The organism is Rhizobium sp. FG96, from assembly GCF_057808655.1.
The window spans coordinates 38,305-54,456 of sequence record NZ_JBMDIL010000002.1 but is presented as its reverse complement, the minus strand read 5'-3'; the positions used below and the strand labels follow the sequence as shown (position 1 = coordinate 54,456).

At 63.7% G+C, this 16,152-nt stretch carries 11 protein-coding genes; 3 read left to right on the top strand and 8 right to left on the bottom strand.

The genetic code is table 11. The features are described from left to right. Positions 1–70: 70 nt before the first annotated feature. Both pbpC and ACODR6_RS03520 read right to left on the bottom strand, forming a co-directional pair. Positions 71–2,152 (bottom strand): penicillin-binding protein 1C, encoded by a 2,082-nt coding sequence (gene pbpC / locus ACODR6_RS03525; protein WP_489020787.1) that lies wholly within the window; start codon positions 2,150–2,152, stop codon positions 71–73. Beyond that, complete coding sequence (locus ACODR6_RS03520) at positions 2,152–7,626, bottom strand: MG2 domain-containing protein (RefSeq protein ID WP_489020785.1); 5,475 nt, start codon at positions 7,624–7,626, stop codon at positions 2,152–2,154. Before ACODR6_RS03520 ends, pbpC begins: the two co-directional genes overlap by 1 nt. A gap of 202 nt (positions 7,627–7,828) precedes the next feature. Between ACODR6_RS03520 and msrA the strand changes: the two genes are divergently transcribed. The 3 genes from msrA (at position 7,829) to ACODR6_RS03505 (ending at position 10,686) form a co-directional block, all read left to right on the top strand. Further along, positions 7,829–8,524, top strand: coding sequence for a peptide-methionine (S)-S-oxide reductase MsrA (gene msrA / locus ACODR6_RS03515; protein WP_413711913.1), 696 nt, complete (start codon positions 7,829–7,831; stop codon positions 8,522–8,524). Between the two features lie 230 nt (positions 8,525–8,754). Beyond that, positions 8,755–9,195 carry a response regulator gene (locus tag ACODR6_RS03510; RefSeq protein WP_112712516.1) on the top strand — a complete coding sequence of 147 codons (441 nt, stop codon included), beginning with the start codon at positions 8,755–8,757 and terminating at the stop codon, positions 9,193–9,195. A gap of 192 nt (positions 9,196–9,387) precedes the next feature. Beyond that, positions 9,388–10,686, top strand: a complete 1,299-nt coding sequence (locus ACODR6_RS03505; RefSeq protein ID WP_489020783.1) for an MFS transporter — start codon at positions 9,388–9,390, stop codon at positions 10,684–10,686. Here the strand turns inward: ACODR6_RS03505 and ACODR6_RS03500 are convergent. The 6 genes from ACODR6_RS03500 to ACODR6_RS03475 all read right to left on the bottom strand — a co-directional run bounded on the left by ACODR6_RS03500 (position 10,676) and on the right by ACODR6_RS03475 (position 16,100). Next, positions 10,676–11,713: a LacI family DNA-binding transcriptional regulator gene (locus ACODR6_RS03500; RefSeq protein ID WP_112712462.1), complete on the bottom strand. Its 1,038-nt coding sequence runs from the start codon at positions 11,711–11,713 to the stop codon at positions 10,676–10,678. The two genes, ACODR6_RS03505 and ACODR6_RS03500, sit on opposite strands and share 11 nt — an antisense overlap. An 81-nt stretch (positions 11,714–11,794) precedes the next feature. Next, a complete protein-coding gene (locus ACODR6_RS03495) occupies positions 11,795–12,550 on the bottom strand; it encodes a phosphodiesterase (RefSeq protein ID WP_489020780.1) in 756 nt (251 codons plus the stop codon). Between the two features lie 2 nt (positions 12,551–12,552). Further along, positions 12,553–13,368: an inositol monophosphatase family protein gene (locus ACODR6_RS03490; protein ID WP_489020778.1), complete on the bottom strand. Its 816-nt coding sequence runs from the start codon at positions 13,366–13,368 to the stop codon at positions 12,553–12,555. Between the two features lie 15 nt (positions 13,369–13,383). Then, complete coding sequence (locus ACODR6_RS03485) at positions 13,384–14,427, bottom strand: LacI family DNA-binding transcriptional regulator (RefSeq protein ID WP_199625472.1); 1,044 nt, start codon at positions 14,425–14,427, stop codon at positions 13,384–13,386. Positions 14,428–14,436: 9 nt separating this feature from the next. Then, on the bottom strand, positions 14,437–15,195 hold the full coding sequence (locus ACODR6_RS03480; RefSeq protein WP_449097662.1) for an ABC transporter permease: 759 nt from the start codon (positions 15,193–15,195) through the stop codon (positions 14,437–14,439). Between the two features lie 80 nt (positions 15,196–15,275). Next, positions 15,276–16,100 carry an ABC transporter permease gene (locus ACODR6_RS03475; RefSeq protein WP_112712454.1) on the bottom strand — a complete coding sequence of 275 codons (825 nt, stop codon included), beginning with the start codon at positions 16,098–16,100 and terminating at the stop codon, positions 15,276–15,278. Between the last annotated feature and the right edge of the window lie 52 nt (positions 16,101–16,152).

Genomic DNA, 16,152 nt, shown 5'->3' with positions numbered 1-16,152 from the left:
CTGATCCAAGGACGCAGCGAGGGCGCAGGTTCCGACAGGCGCGGCCGAAAATTCGTGAAACGGCGTCGCCTCAATCGACGAAGATGCCGACGCTGGCGGCGCGGCCCATGGCGTCGATCACGGTCAGCTTCGAATAACCGGCGCCATCGGGCAGCCACTGGTTGGTGCGGCGGCGGGAGAGATCGGGCAGCGGCTTGCCGTTGGCGAGCCAGCGGAACGGTGCCCGGCCGCCCTGAAGCTTCAGCATCAGCGGCGAGAGTTGGCCGCTTTTGGCGCCGAGATCCACATGCGCGCCTTCGGGCGGATAGACGATCTGCGGGGCGGATTCACGGGTGGAATTGACGAGCAGGCCGCTGGCATTCAGCGCGAAACGGCGCTGGCTCATCGGCAGGTCGGCCTTGGCGATGCGCACCGCGCCTGAGGGCGGTCGCGGCAGGGGCGTGGTGGCGATGCCCGACTTGGTGAAGGCCTCGAAGAGGATCGGCGCCGCGGTGCCGTAGCCCGTCAGGCCCGGAACGGCGCCATTGTCAGGCCGCCCGACCCAGACGCCAAGCACATATCGGCCGTCATAGCCGACCGACCAGGCGTCGCGATAGCCGTAGCTCGTGCCGGTCTTGTAGGCGATGCCGCGCTGAGGGGCGCCGGCCGGCGGTATCACGCCGGAGAGGATGTCGGCGATGTTCCAGACGGCGACCGGCTCCAGCAGCGGTTCGCCATCGATCTTGCCCGGAATGCCGGTCACGCCGTCGCCGATACGCACCGGCTGCCCCTTGTTGGCGAGCGCCGTGTAGAGCTGGACCAGATCCTTCAACGTCACGCCGACGCCGCCTAGGCCGATTGCCAGACCAGGCGTTTCGTTCGGAGGCAGGCTGGGACGCACCTCGGCGCGGCGGAAGCGCACCATCAGCCGCGTCGGATTGACGGCATCGAGCAGCTTGACAGCGGGGACGTTCAGGGAGAGCTGCAGCGCTTCGCGGATCGTCACGTCGCCCTGATAGCTCATGTCGAAATTGTGGGGCCGGTAGCCGAAGAAATCGGAGGGGCGGTCCTCGATGATGGTTTCCTGGCTGACGAGGCCCTGTTCGAAGGCGAGACCGTAGATGAAGGGCTTCAGCGTCGAACCCGGGGAGCGGCTGATCCTAGTCATGTCGATCCAGCCGGAGCGGCTGGCGTCGAAATAATCGGCCGAGCCGACCTCGCCGACGATCTCGCCGCTGCGGGCATCGGCCATCACCATGGCGACGGAGAGCTTCGGGCCAAGTCGCATCGCGGCGTTCTTCGCGGCGAGTTCCAGCCCTTCCTGCACCTGCTTCTTCAGCGTCGTCTTGTGCTCGCGCTCCTGCGGCGCCTTGCGCAGCGCGGCCTCGGCGACATGGGCGGCAAGCGCCGGCAGCTGCATGCGTTTTGCCGGCACCAGCGTCGCCTCAGCGCGCTCGGCCTCGCCATCGCCGACGGCGTCGATCACCGCGACGCGTTCCAGCACGCGTTTGCGCGCCGCTTCGGCCGCCGCGAGATTGCGGTCCGGCCGGCGTTTTTCGGGAAGCTGCGGCAGAGCGACGAGGAGCGCGGCCTGCGCCACCGTCAGCCGCTTCGGCTCCTTGCCGAAATAGGCAAGGCTTGCTGCCCGGACACCTTCCAGATTGCCGCCATAGGGGGCGTGGGTCAGGTAGATGTCGAGGATCTGTTCCTTCGAGAGCCGCCGTTCGATCTGGATGGCGCGGGCCACCTGCAGCAGCTTGGCCGAAAGCGAGCGGCCGCTGCGCGGCTCGATCAGCCGCGCCACCTGCATCGAAAGCGTCGAGGCGCCCGAGACGATGCGGCCATTGGTGACAAGCTGCAGCGCCGCGCGCCCGATCGCCAGCGCGTCGATGCCGTGGTGATCGTAGAAGCGCCTATCCTCGTAGGCGACCAGCATGCGCAGGAATTGCGGATCGACATCGGAGACATCGGTCTTCAGCCGCCAGCGTCCCTCAGATGTCGCGAAGGCGCGCAGCAGCTGGCCGTCGGCGTCGAGCACTTCGGCGGAGACCTGCCCGGCCCTGTCGATCGGCGGCGGATAGGCCCTGTCGGCGGCGTCGAGACCGAGCAGCACTGCGCCGGCAACAAGAATGCCGGCCGCAGATGTGATCGTGAGCTTGTGCCAGAGCCGCATTATTGTGCTGCGACAACCTCCATCTTGCCCATGGCCGTGCGTGCCGAGAGCTGCGGACGGTACATATCCTCGACAACGGCCGCCGGATGATCGTAGGTGCCGGGTGTCACGGCGCGCACGACATAGGCGACGTTGATTTCGCGGTTGTCGCCTTCCGAGCGGTTGAAGGCCGCCACGAAGCGGTCGTCGCGGAATTCGGTGTGGGCGGCCGTCTGTTCGCCGATCCAGTCGAAATTCGTCAGCTGGGCGCTATCGACCAGGCTCGGATTGTCGATCTGGAAACCGGCGGGCAGGAGATCGGTGATGACGATGCGCGACGGCCAGTCGTTGCTTTCGGTCACATGCAGCACGACGACATAGCGCTCGTTCTGCTTGGCCTCGCTGACATTCGCCTGCTCGCCGTCGAGCGTGTAGTAGCTGCGCTCGATCGCAAAACCGTCACCGCCGGCAGGCAGCGGCGAAACCGGCGCGGCGACCGTGGTGACGACGGCGGAGACCGCATCGCTGGTGGCGCTCTTCAGCGTAAGCGGATTGGTCATCAGCGCATCGCCGGTCATCGTCGCCATATAGGCACCGCTATGCTCGGCGCCGTTGACGTCGACCTTCAGCGCGTCGTCGCCGCTCTGGATCGCGCGGGCGGCAAGCAGCATCCAGGCCTGTTCCTGCGTGCTCGTCCATTTCGAGCGGTTGAACTCCTTGGCGACGGCCTTGGCGAGCTCCGGAATGACCGGAGGCACCGGACGGCTTTCGGCGGCGAGCGCCAGGATGGCGGCGCCGTCACGCAGGATCGAACCATAATCGGTGCGCGAGAGATTGACGCGCTGGACCATCGAATCCTCGGTCATCTGCAGCGCATCGACGAAGATGTTCTTCGAGCGCGTCGCATCGCCATAGAGCGCCAGCGCGGCGGCGATATGAGCCTTGGCGAGCGGCGTCGGGAAGTCGTTGATCATCGTGTCCGCGTAGTAGCGCAGATCGCTGATCGCCGCCTTCTTGTTGCGGGCGAGAACGTAGAGCGCATAGGCGATCTCGTCGCCCTGCGTCTTGACGTTGACGTCGTAGCTGAGCGCGTTCTGCAGGTTTTCGAGCGCCTGCACTAGAGCGCGATCCGGCACGTCATACTTCTCTTCGCGCGCCCGCGTCAGGAAGTCGGTGACGTAGGAATCGAGCCAGAGGTCGCCGGAATCCGGTCCCCAGAGGCCGAAGCTGCCGGCCGATGCCTGATAGGAGAGCACGCGGTAGATCGCGTCCTGTACGCGCTTCTTGATGTCGGCATCGTCTTCCAGCCCATTCTGCTTGGCGAGTTCGCCGAGATAGAGGAGCGGCATGGCGCGGCTCGTCGTCTGCTCGGCGCAGCCGAAGGGATAGCGGTCGAGCGTCATCAGCATCGCCGGAATGTCGAAGGCGGCAGAGCGGGTGACATTGACGCTGACGGAAGCGCCCGGCAGAACGCTGTCGGCCAGCAGTTCCTTATCGATCGTCAGCGAAGCACCGGGTTTCAGCGCGATGACGCGGCGTTCGGTGACCGGCAGTGCCGCAGGGCGTACCGGCACGTCAGCGGTCTGGTCGAGCGACAGGCCGGATGCATCGGAGAGGTTGATCGAAACGGTGCCCTGGCCCGGCTGCTTGCCGACGACGGCAAGGGTCAGGTCGGATTTTCCACCGGCATCGAGATGGATGGTCTTGGAAGCCGAAGCCGCATCGACGCCGACAGCGTCGTTGCCGGTGACGGCGATCTTGAAATCGCCGGCCGGCGCATCGGTATTGGCGATGTCGAGGCGCAGCTCCGCCTTGTCTCCCGGTGCCAGGAATTTAGGCAGGCTGGCGGTGACGACGACGGGGTCGCGGATGATCACATCCTTGACGCCGTGACCCACACCGTCCTTCGACCAGGCGACGGCCATGATGCGGGCCGTGCCGTTGAACTGTGGAATGTCGAAGCTGACATTCGCCTTACCCTCGGCATCGAGCTTCACGGGGCCGGAGAAGAAGGCGACGAGCTTCTGCGTCGGCGGGCTGGCCGAGAGCGCCACCGCGCCGCCATCGCCGCCTGTGCGCAGCTTGCCGGTTGCGCCGAGCGAGCCGTCGATCAGGCGGCCGTAAAGGTCGCGGATTTCGAGACCGAGCTGGCGCTGGCCGAAATACCAGTCTTCTGGGTTCGGCGCCTCGTAGCGCGTCAGGTTGAGAATGCCGACATCGACGGCGGCAACCGTGACATAGGCGCCCTCGTTCGCACCGGCTCCGGCAACGGCGAGGCTGATATTCAGCGGTCCGCGCGGCAGCATCTTTTCGGGCGCATCGACCTTGACCTGCAGCGCCCGCTGCTCGGGATCGACCTTCAGCCATTTGATGCCGATGGAGCGCATCGGCATGTGGTTGTCCTGGCTGTCGCCGGGCCGGAAGAGCGTGGCGGTGACATAGGCGCCCGCACCCCATTCGGCCGTGACGGGAATATCGACTTCGCCACCGGTCTCACCCATCGTCGCATTCTGGACGGCAACGAGATTTTCGGTGCCGGCAGCGACCATCAGCTCGCCGCCGTAGCGCGAGGTGACCTTCAGCTTGGCGGTTTCGCCGACCTTGTAGCTGTCCTTGTCGAGGGCGATTTCGAGGCCGTCAGGCGTTTCCGTCGAGGTCGTCTCGACGAACCAGCCGGCGTCGAATTCGAAGCTCGAGGTCGGGCCGTCGGCATCCGGGCTTTCGACTTCGAGGCGATAGCGGCCCCAGCCGACAGGCACGGAAATCTTGCCGCCGTCCGCTCCGGCGTCGATCACGCCGTCGGCGACCTGGCGGGCGTTATAGGCGGGTTCGTATTTCCACGCGGTGCCGTCGCGGTACCACTGGTATTCGCGCTCGAGATTGTAGAATTTCCAGCGCAGGCCCTTCATGTCCTGCTTCTGGCCTTCGGCAGTGGTGCCGATGATGTTGAAGGAGGCCGTCGAATTCTCGGCGACGTCACCGGAGAATTCCGGCTTGATGCCGATCATCGGTCCCTGGTTCTTGACCGGGATGACCAGCGAACGCTCCAGCGCCCGGCCGCCCTGTTCCTGCATGCGGATATAGACGGTTGCGTTGAGCAGCTGCGTCGTGGCTGGCAGATCGCCGACGGTCAGGTCGGTCGATGCCTGTCCGTTCTCGTCAAGCTCCGGCAGGCCCTCGATCGTCTGGCGGTTCTCTTCGGAGGCTTCCTCATCGGCAAGGCCGAAGAAATAGCCGGGGAAGGCGGCGCTCTCGCGGGTCGGCTTGATGACGACATCGCCTTCGAGCGTCAGGCCTGCAGCCGGTGCGCCATAGAGATATTTGCCGTTGATCTCGATTGTCGCCGGCGTATCCGGGCCGATCTCCTTGGCCTCGGTCTTCAGCTCCATGTCGGTGCGATCAGGCACGAAATCGTCGACCAGGAAGCTCTTGGTGCCGATCGCTTCGCCCTTGGGATCGGTATAGATGTTCATCGTCCAGGTGCCGCGCATGGCGTTCTGCTGCACCGGCAGGTCGACGGTATAACCGCCGAGATCGCTGGTTTCCTTGATGATGCGACGGTCTTCGACGCCATCTGGGCGCAGGAAGACGAAGGTGAGCGGCAGGTTTTCGATCGCCTTGCCGTCGGTATCGCGGGCAAGTGCGGAGGCATGCACGGTCTCGCCGGCGCGGTAGATGCCGCGCTCGGTGAAGGTCATGATGTCGATCGCGCCCGGCGAGGCGCGGCCGGTGACGCCGCGATCCGAGAGATCGAAGCCTGCACGCGTCATGTCGAGGAAGACGTAGTCGGAATCGCCGTTCTTGGCGGTGATGACGGCGGGCGTCAGCGCCGCCGTGCCGCGCATCAGGCCGGCGGTGAAGGTGGCGCGGCCGTTATCGTCGGTCTTGGCGGTGCCGAGCACTTCGTTGTTCTTCGCAAGCAGCGTCAGCTCGACACCTGCGATCGGCTTGGCCGATGCCAGCGAGCGGGTGAAGACATTGAGGCCGTCGGTTCCGGCATAAGTGGTGATGCCGACATCCGAGACGACGAACCACTGCGTCGCCTTGCTGTCCCACTCATTGGCCGGTGCATTGGCAGGCGAGGCGATCAGCACATAGACGCCCGGCTTGCGCTGCGGCAGCGCTTCATCGACCGGGAAGCTTGTCACCACATCCTTGTTGAGGTCGTTGGCGATATCGATCGAGCCCTGCCAGACGAGTTCGCCGCTTTCATCCTCGATGCGCTGGGCGCTGTAGCCGTCGAGCTGGGTCAGGAACTGCGAGCTGGTCAGCAGCGGTGCGATGCCGCGATCGCCGATGCGGTAAAGCTTCAGAGCCGCCGACTGGATGTTGACGGAAACCAGCGGAATGCCGCGGCGCGCCGTCGACGGCAGCACGAAGCTGTCGCCGGTGAAGCGCACGGTCTGGCTGCGATCCTTGACATAGATGTCGAGGCTGACGGGCGCTTCCAGCACCTCGTCGACCGAGGACGGCAGGCCGGAGCGGAAGACCAGCTTGTAATTCTCGCCGTGGACGAGGCCTTCGACGCAGATCTGCTTGTCCTTGGCTTCGAGCGCCTTCGGCGCCTGGCCGTTCAGCGTCACGAAGGGCGTATAGTCGGTGGTCTTCACCAGCGATTCCGAGAAGGTGACGCAGGCGCGCGGCGTGGCGCTGTCGGCATCGACATTATGCTCGGTGATGCGGAAACCCTGCTCGGCTTTCAGCTTCAGATAGGCGTCGCTGACTTCCTTGGAGCTGACGAGCGCCAGGCTCGCCTTGTAGGCATTGAGGGCGGCGCGATAATTGGAATTCTTGGCGAGCGAGGTCGCAAGCACGGCCAGCGCATCGGCGCGCTTGGTCGCGGTGCGCGTCAGATTATAGGCGTTCAGCGCATCGAGCTGCGCCTGGCCGAAGACCTGGCTGTCGGTGCCGCCGAGCGAATTCGCGGCGCGCGCCGTCTCCAGCCAGAGATCGCCATCGTCAGGGGTGAGCGCCAGCGCGCCGTGGAAGGATTCCAGCGCAGCCGCGAGATTGTTGGCGGTCAGGTCGAGGCGGGCGGTAGCCGTCAGGTTGTCGACCGACTGGCCTTCCTGCGCCTCGGTCAGCTCGTTGTTCGTCTTGTAGTCGCGAGCCTGCTGGATGACGTCAGCAGAGAGGAAATTGAGGCGCGGGGCAGCGCCCAGATCCGGCTCCTGCGGAATGGCTGCGGCCGTCGTCTCGACGATGCGCCCGGCGATCGCGCCCGGGAAGGCGTTCATGGTCTTGAAGTCGGATTTCAGGAAACACCACTGGACCTTCGGATTATAGGTGAAGGCCTTGCAGCTCTTGTCGCCGATGCAGGAAGCCTTGCACTGGTCGAGCGAGACGTTCTGCTCGGTCCTGAGATCGAAGCCGAAGAAATCGGCGTCCTTGATCGTCTGGATATCGCGCTTCTTGTCTGCGGCAGTGGCCGGAAGGCTGATTGCAAATGCAGACAAGGCGATGGCGGCGAAGGCGAAAAACGAGCGTACAGACATCAAGTCCCCCCGGTCGGCTGGCGCTGATCGGCGTGCACTTTTGGCCGGGCCGCCGCCATTGTCAACACAACTTATGCGGTGTCCCGCTTTCGTACAGAGGCCGCCATCCCATTGTCACTTCCGCGTGAGATAAGTCCTTTTGAATTGCGCCTTTTTGCAGCTTTCGACACGATGGGAACAGCCCATTCGTGGAGGTGTTCTCATGAGCGTATTTTCGACAGGAAGGCTCGCCGCACTGGCGGCCATTTCGCTCTTTGCCTGTGGCTCGGCAATCGCCGCGGAAGATGCCGTCGTCATTCCAAAACCGACCGTCGACGAGACGGCCGCACCCGCCACCGAGAAGGCGGTCTTTGCCGGCGGCTGCTTCTGGGGTGTGCAGGGTGTCTTCCAGCATGTGAAGGGCGTGAAGAGCGCGGTCTCGGGCTATTCCGGCGGCGACAAGGCGACGGCCGACTATGAGACCGTCAGCACCGGCTCGACCGGCCATGCCGAATCCGTCGAGGTCACCTTCGATCCCAAGCAGGTCAGCTACGGCCAGCTGCTGCAAATCTTTTTCTCCGTGGCGCACAACCCGACGCAGCTGAATTTCCAGGGGCCGGATCGCGGTACGCAATACCGCTCGGCGCTTTTCGTCGAGAGCCCGGAACAGCGCAAGGTCGCCGAGAGCTATATCTCGCAGCTCAATCAGGCGAAGGTCTTCCCGCACCTGATCGTCACCAAGGTTTCGGAGTTCAACGGCTTCTACCCGGCCGAGCGCTATCACCAGGATTTCCTGACGCTGAACCCGACCTATCCCTATATCGTCTATAACGATCTGCCGAAGATCGAAAATCTGAAGCAGGTCTTCCCGGCAGCATACAGGGAAGATCCCGTTCTGGTGCTGAAGGCCAAGGGCTGAGTAACGCCGGCCTGTGAATAAGCATAGAGGCGGCCGCTCGAGCCGCCTTTTATTTCAAAGGCTTAAGCGATGTTAGTGTTTTATCAACGTTAACAATGGGTTAAGTTCAAAAAAATACGTCCCGGCCCGGAACATATCCTTTTCCACCTCGTTATCTCGTCAAGTTTCGCGGGCCACAACCCTTCGAAACGAAGTTCTTTCGCGTGCTTGGGTTAACGGAAGAGGGCGTCATGGCCATCAATGTTGTGCGTAAATGGCTGCGGGATAACGTTATGAACCAGAGAGTATTGATTGTAGAAGACGAGTTCCTGATCGCGCTCGATCTGGAAGCGACGGTCGAAAACATGGGTATGGAAGTCGCGGGCCTCGCGACCAACAAGGAGCAGGCGCTGCAGCTTGCGCCGCTTGCCGATGTTGCCTTCGTCGATGTCAACCTGTCCGATGGCGCAACCGGCCCCGAGATCGGCCGCCGCCTTGCAGAAGAGCACGGCATCACCGTGGTCTTCATGACCGGCAACCCCGAAACCGTCGCCGACGGCGTCAAGGGCGCCCTCGGCGTCGTCAGCAAGCCCGTCATGCCCGCCGTCGTCGAGCAGTCCCTCAAATACGCCGTCGCGCGCCGCGCCGGCATGCTCGCGGCCGTTCCGCCGCAGATGATGGTGTTTGCGTGAGCTGACATAGCCGCGGGCGGCCGCTTCAAGTGACCGTCCGGCTATCTCCCGCCGCTGAAGGCGCGTGGGCCTGTGAGTTCGTTGACGCCTTTAAGCAATTCCCCCTATCGCCCTCCATTTGCTCAACGCCCGATTGATAATCCCCGGCCGGGCCATAAGTATCTGCTGAGACATAGCATTTGGAGACATAGTATGGTCAGCGAACGGGAACTGATTTCCAAGATCACCTGGCGGCTGATGCCTTTCCTCGGCATCCTCTATCTCATCGCTTACATCGACCGGCAGAATGTCAGCTTCGCCAAGCTGCAGATGGTCGGTGATCTCGGGATGAGCGAATATGCCTATGGCCTTGGGGCCTCGCTGTTCTTCATCGGCTATTTTCTCTTCGAGGTTCCAAGCAACCTGTTTCTCAATCGCCTCGGCGCGCGCATCTGGTTCGCGCGCATCCTGGTGTCCTGGGGCATCGTCACGATCGCGCTCGCCTATACGCAGAATGCGACGATGTTCTACATCCTGCGCTTCCTGCTCGGCGTCTGCGAAGCGGGGTTCTTTCCTGGCGTCCTCTACCTGCTGACACTATGGTTCCCGGCCGATTATCGCGGCCGCATGGTCGGCCTCTTCATGATCTTCAGTGCGCTTGCCAATGCCGTCGGCGCGCCGCTCGGCGGCATGCTGCTCGATCTCGATGGCCTCTATGGCTATGCGGGCTGGGAATGGGTGTTCCTGGCGACTGGGGTTCCGGCGGTTCTCGCCGGTATCGTCACCTTCTTCTATCTGCCTGACAATCCCGACAAGGCCTCGTTCCTCTCCACCGACGAGCGCAGCTGGCTGCATAACCGGCTGGAGAGCGAAAATGCCGGGATGGACAAGAATGCCGAGAACGGGTTCAAGGCGCTCGTCGACCCGCGGGTGCTTCTGATGGCGCTTTGCTATGTGGCCTTTCCGCTGGCGGCCTATGGTCTCAGCTATTGGCTGCCGACCATCGTCCAGGGTTTCGGCGTCACCAATACCGTCAACGGTTTCCTCAACATCATCCCCTGGATCCTCGTGGCGATCGCGCTCTATGCCGTGCCCGCCATGGCCGACAAGGCGGCGTCGAAGACACCCTATATCGTCATCCCGGCCTTCATCGGGGCGGCCTGCCTGCTGCTCTCGGCGCTCATCCCCAACAACACGCTGCAGTTCGCCTTCCTCTGCATTGCCGCTGCCGGCATTTTCGCGCCGCAGCCGGTATTCTGGAGCCTGCCCTCGCGCTTCCTCAAAGGTGCCGGTGCGGCTGCGGGTCTCGCTGCCATCAATTCGGTCGGCAATCTCGGTGGCTTCGTGGCGCAGAATGTCGTGCCCTGGATCAAGGATGCGACAGGCAGCACGATCGCGCCGATGATCTTCCTGGCCGTCTGCCTGGCGGCCGGTGCCCTGCTGGTCTTCGTGGTGACGCAGTTGATCGCCCGCAGGGATCACGCCCATACGGACGGCGCGCTCAGGACGTGAGCGTGAAGGCGTCGCTCTCGCCGGGCACCAGCTCCAGCGGCCAGATCGTGTTGCGGGCGCCGCGCGGGTAGGTCTCGGCATAGGCGGGCATGGTCGCCAGCAGGGTCTCGGCGAGCTCGATGCCGAGATCGCGCAGCGACATGCGGAAGCAGGTAAGCGACGGCTGCAGGAAGCGGCCTCGCGGTTCCTCGCGGAAACCGATGATGGCAAGGTCGCGCCCGGGCATGACGCCGGCCTCGACAAGGCGGCGGTAGAGGCCGATCGCCATCAGTTCGTAGATCAGGATGATCGCCGTCGGCTTGCCGTCGAGCAGCAGCAGTTCGTGGCCTGCCTGATAGCCGCCCTGTTCGCTGGATTTGACCCGGATCACCAGCTTCGGATCATACTTTATCCCGTGCCGCTCCAGCGCCTGGCGATAGGAATCGACGAAGATATAGCCGAGATTGATATCGTTGGAGGGGGCGGCGATGGCGATGGTGCGATGGCCCTTGGCCACCAGCCGGTCGACGGCGGATGCCGCCACGCCCTCGAAGTCCAGGTCGATCCAAGGATAGTTCTCGCCAGAGGAGCTGCGCCCCAGCGTCACGAAGGGAATCTTGGCCTTGACCAGCAGGTCGATGCGCTTGTCGATCCGCTGCGTCGCCGAGATGATCATCGCGTCGACGACGCGCCGCGCCACCATGCGTTTCAGGTATTCGTGCGGGTCCTCGTCATTCGGGCAGGGCAGCATGACGAGGTCGAGCTTATGGCGGGCAAGCACGCTCTGCAGGCCGCCGGTCAGGCCAAGGAAGAAGTTGTCGCTGTTTTCGACCGTCTCCTTGCTGGATTCGATCATCAGGCCGATGACGTTGGTCGTTCCCTGGCGCAGGCTGCGGCCGGACTGGTTGGCGACGTAGCCGAGTTCCTCGGCGGCGGCGAGGACCCGCTTGCGGGTCTCCTCGTTGACATCGGGCTTGCCGTTCAGCGCGCGCGAGACGGTCCCGATCGAGATATCGAGATGTTTGGCAAGCTGCCGGATGCCCTTCATGTCAGCCGATCTTCCTCCGCGATCGAAAACGTGAGGCTTCTTCTTGCCATAGGAAAACGTTTTCGGAAAGCGGAGCCGCTCTCAATGGGCGAACTGGTGAATGTGGACGATAAGGCTGCCGCGATCGGCGAGAATGATCGAGTACATCGGCGGTTCGAAGCAGTTGGTGGTGGTCGGCGAAACGAAGTCCAATGCCGTCTGGTGATTGGTGCTGCGCAGGATGGTGAAGGGAATGCCCTGCCAGTTCCCCGTCACGAGCCGGTGCAGATGCCCGGCGAAGATATGCCTGACATCGCCATGCGCCTTCAGCAGTGCAAAGAGCGGCTCGGGATCGAGAAGGCCGAAGACGTCGAGGGCCGGTAGATGCACCTTGTCTGCCGGGTGGTGCATGAAGAGATAGACCGGGCGGTCCTTCGCCTCCTCGAGTTTCTCCTTCAGCCAGGCGAGCCTGCTGTCGCAGAGCCTGCCGGTCACCTTGCCGTCGTCCAGCGTGTCCAGCGTGATCACCCGTCCCTCGGGCAGATCGATCGCCGCTTGTGCGAAACCGTTCTTCGCCATCTGGCCGGGAAAGACGGTGGCGAAGTTTTCGCGGATATCGTGATTGCCGAGCATCAGCCGGATCGGCAGCTTCGACCGGGAAACGCGTTCTTCGAGGATCCGGTAGGTATCCTCGCCGCCGGTTTCCGAGAGGTCGCCCGACACGACGACGAGATCGGCATCCGCATGATGGGCTTCGACGTCGGCGAGGCAGGCATCCATGCGCGCGGCCGGATCGAGGCCGAGCAGGGTGCCGCCAGCCGGAACGAGGTGGAAATCGGAAATGTGGATGAGCTTCATTACTAGCCTTCCGCGTCTTCGAGGGAGCGCTCGACGAGCGCCAGCAATTCATCCCGCATCTGCGGGGCAGCGGCGATGACCGGGCCGCCGGTCAGCAATGTCCCGCCTTCGCCGGGGAAATCGGCGGTCCAGCCGCCGGCTTCGCGGATCATCAGCAGGCCCGCGGCGCAATCCCAGGCGTTGATATGCGGCTCATAGTAGCCGGCAAGGCGCCCGCAGGCGACCTGCGCCAGCATCAGGGCACCGGAGCCATTGCGGATGAACATGCCGCCGGCTTCGAGCAGCAACTGGACGAAGGCAGAGACCTGGCGCAGCGGAATGCGGAAATTGGCGCCGACGCCGAGCAGCCCCGTCGAGATGCGGCTGGTGCGGCTGGCCTCCATAGGGCGGCCGTTGAGCTGTGCCCCGGCACCCTGCCTGGCAACGAAGAGATCGCCGGTCGAGGGCTGGCAGATCAGCCCGAGCACCGTCTCGCTGCCGCGCATCACGGCAATCGAGATGCACCACTGGTCGATGCCGTGCAGGAAGCAGCTGGTGCCGTCGATCGGATCGACCACCCAGAGATAGCCGGAAGGACCTTCGCTGAGACCCTCTTCTTCGCCGAGCACGCCATCATCGGGGAAGGCGGCGGCGATCCTTTCGCGGATCAATGCCTCGACCGATTTGTCGGCCTCGCTGACCACGTCCTGGCCATTCAGCTTCTGGCTGGTTTCCAGAGAGGAGAGGTCGCGGAAATAGGCGAGTGCCCTTTCCGCAGCTTCAAGGATCACCTCGCGCGCCAGCACGAAGCGCGGATCGTCGGGAAATTCGCAGGGCATCGGTATCTTTCTGGATCAGGGCACGAAGCTGTCGCGCACGACAAACTCGGGGATGACCCGTTCATAGGCGGGGGGCAGATCGGGATTGGCGAGGCGCTTTTCCACCAGTTCGACGGCGCGCTGCGCCATGACGATCGGGTCCTGGCGGAAGGTGGTGAGCCTGTAGCTCAGCCAGGCGGCCTCCGGCACGTCGTCGAAACCGATGACGGCGACATCATCGGGAACGCTGAGGCCGAGCGTGGTGCGGACATGGTCCATCAGGCCGAAAGCGATCTGGTCGTTGGCGCAATAGACGGCATCCGGATAATCGGCGGCGCTGGCGAAAAGCTGCTTTGCGGCGGCAATGCCGCTGTCATAGTCGGAATCCTTGCCGCGACCGATCGCGACGCTGGCGCCGAGCGCCTCGGCTGCGGTCTTGAAGGCCGTCTCGCGCTCGGCAATGCTCGATGTCGCCGAGAAGGAGGTGGCGACGGCAAGCTTGCGGCGACCCTTCTCGAAAAAGGCGTTGGCCGCCTTGCGCGATGCCTCTGAATTGCCGGCACGGACATGGTCGGCATCCGGCTCGGAGCGGCCGATGACGACGAGCGGCTGGCCGTTGCGATGCGCAAGCTCGAAGAAATTCGCCGGCGGCGAGCCGGAGAGGATGATCGTCGCCTCGGCGCGGTGGCCGATCAGCATCTTCTGGGCGGCCAGCATTTCCTCTTCGGTCTGGCCGGTATTGATCAGGATCGGGATGCTGCCGCGCTGGATCAGCGCCTTGGAAAGCGCGGCCGCCAGATGGGCGCGGAAGCCCACTTCCGGCCGCGTCGCGACGATGCCGACCAGACGGCTCTGGTTGGCGAGGACGCCGCGGGCAAGGTCGTTGACGTGGTAGCCGAGCTCTTCGGCCGCCTTCAGCACCCGCTCGCGGGTGGCAGGGGCAACGCTGGCGCCGGGCGTGAAAGTGCGTGACACCGCCGAGCGCGAGACACCAGCAAGCTGCGCCACCTGCTCGGCGCTGACGAAGCGCATCCGCTCCTTGCGCTGGTTCTTGAGGTCGTTGGTTGGGCCGTCGTTCATGGCAATCTCTCAGTGCCCCACACGCGATAGGACGTCTGCCTTCAGGAATCGCTCAACGATAAGCATAAAAACCAAGGATGGAATGAGCAGCAAGAGGGCAGTGATCGACGCGATCTGATAATTGCCGCCCGAACCTGCAGTATACAGCAGAAGCGGCAGCATGTTTACGTCAGGAGCGCCCACAAAATAGCTGCCGGTAAATTCGTCGAGGCTCTCGAGAAACACGAAGATGGCGCTCGCCATCAGCCCGGGTGCGGCGAGCGGCAGCGTGATGTCCATGAAGGCGCGCATGGCGCTGGCACCGGCCGAGCGCGCCGCCTGTTCCAGTTCTTCGTCGATCGCCGAGAAAGCGGCGGTGGCGATCCAGACCGCGTAGACGAGACCATGCGAGGCATGCACGAGGACGACGCCGAGGATCGTGCCGTTGAGGCGGATCTCGTAGAAGATCCGGGCGACGTTCACGTAGACGGTGAGATTTGGAAAAGCCTGAGGAATGAGGAAGGCGAGCAGGATCAGCGCCCGGAACGGCAGCTTCAGCCGCGCCAGCGCATAGCCTGCCGGGATCGCCAGCAGCAGCGAAACGACGACGGTCAGCACCGCGACGATCAGAGAATTGGTGAGCGACTCCACCGCGCCGCCACGCGGGGCGAACACCTTTGCCCAGCTGCTGAAGCCATATTGCAGCGGCAGGCTGTGCGGGAAGTACCATTTCTCCGCGACAGTCCAGAGCAGTAGATTGGCGAGCGGCCCGAAGATGAAGAAGGCCATCAGCCCGAAGATGATGGCGCGCGGGATCCACCAGAGCGCCGAGAGCGGATGTGATTGCGTGGCGGATAGCGTTGCGGTGCTCATGCGCGCTCCTTCAGGCTCTGGCGCAGATAAATCCAGGCGACCGACGAAGCGAGCACCAGCGACACGAGGCCGAGCGCATTGGCCACGCCGTAATCGCCATAGGCGTTGACGCGGAAGGCGATATCGGCCGTCAGCATCGTCGGCGACTGGGCGTTGATCATCAGCGGCACAGACAGGACCGACATCATCGTCACGAAGGAGAGGATAAGGCCGACGGTCAGCGTCACCGACACCTGTGGCACGAGGATTTCAAAGAGGACGCGCAGTTTCGAGGCGCCGAGATTGCGCGCGGCCTCGATCGTGTCGCGGTTGACGGATGCCATGGCGCCGGCGACCAGCAGCGCCACGAAGGGCGTCTGCTTCCAGACGAAGGCGATGACGATGCCGCGCCAGTCCAGATAACTCTGCGCATCGAGCGGCGTCAAAAGGCCGAGACTGATCAGCGTGCTGTTCATCAGGCCGCTCTTGGCAAGGAAGGTGCGCAGGATCTGGCCGACGACGATGAATGGAATGAACATCGGCCAGCGATAGAGCCAGCGCAGGATCGCGACCGCGACCGGGTGCTCGCCAAGCGTCAGATAGCCGCCGATGGCGATCGAGGCGAGACCGATGAGGATCGTGGAAATGGTGATGATCACCACCGAGAAGACGATGTCTTTCGTGTAGAGATCGAAGGTCTTGTAGAAATTGTCCCAGCCGAACCCGCCGCCTTCGATCCTGAAGGCGCCGACCGCCGACATGACCAGCGGCAGGATGAAGAGGAAGGCGATCACCGCCAGTGCCGGGAGCACGAGCAGGAGACCGAGCAGGCGTCTGGACATCGTTCAACCTCGCTTCTTGTTCCCTTCTCCCCTCGGGGAGAAGGTGGCCCAG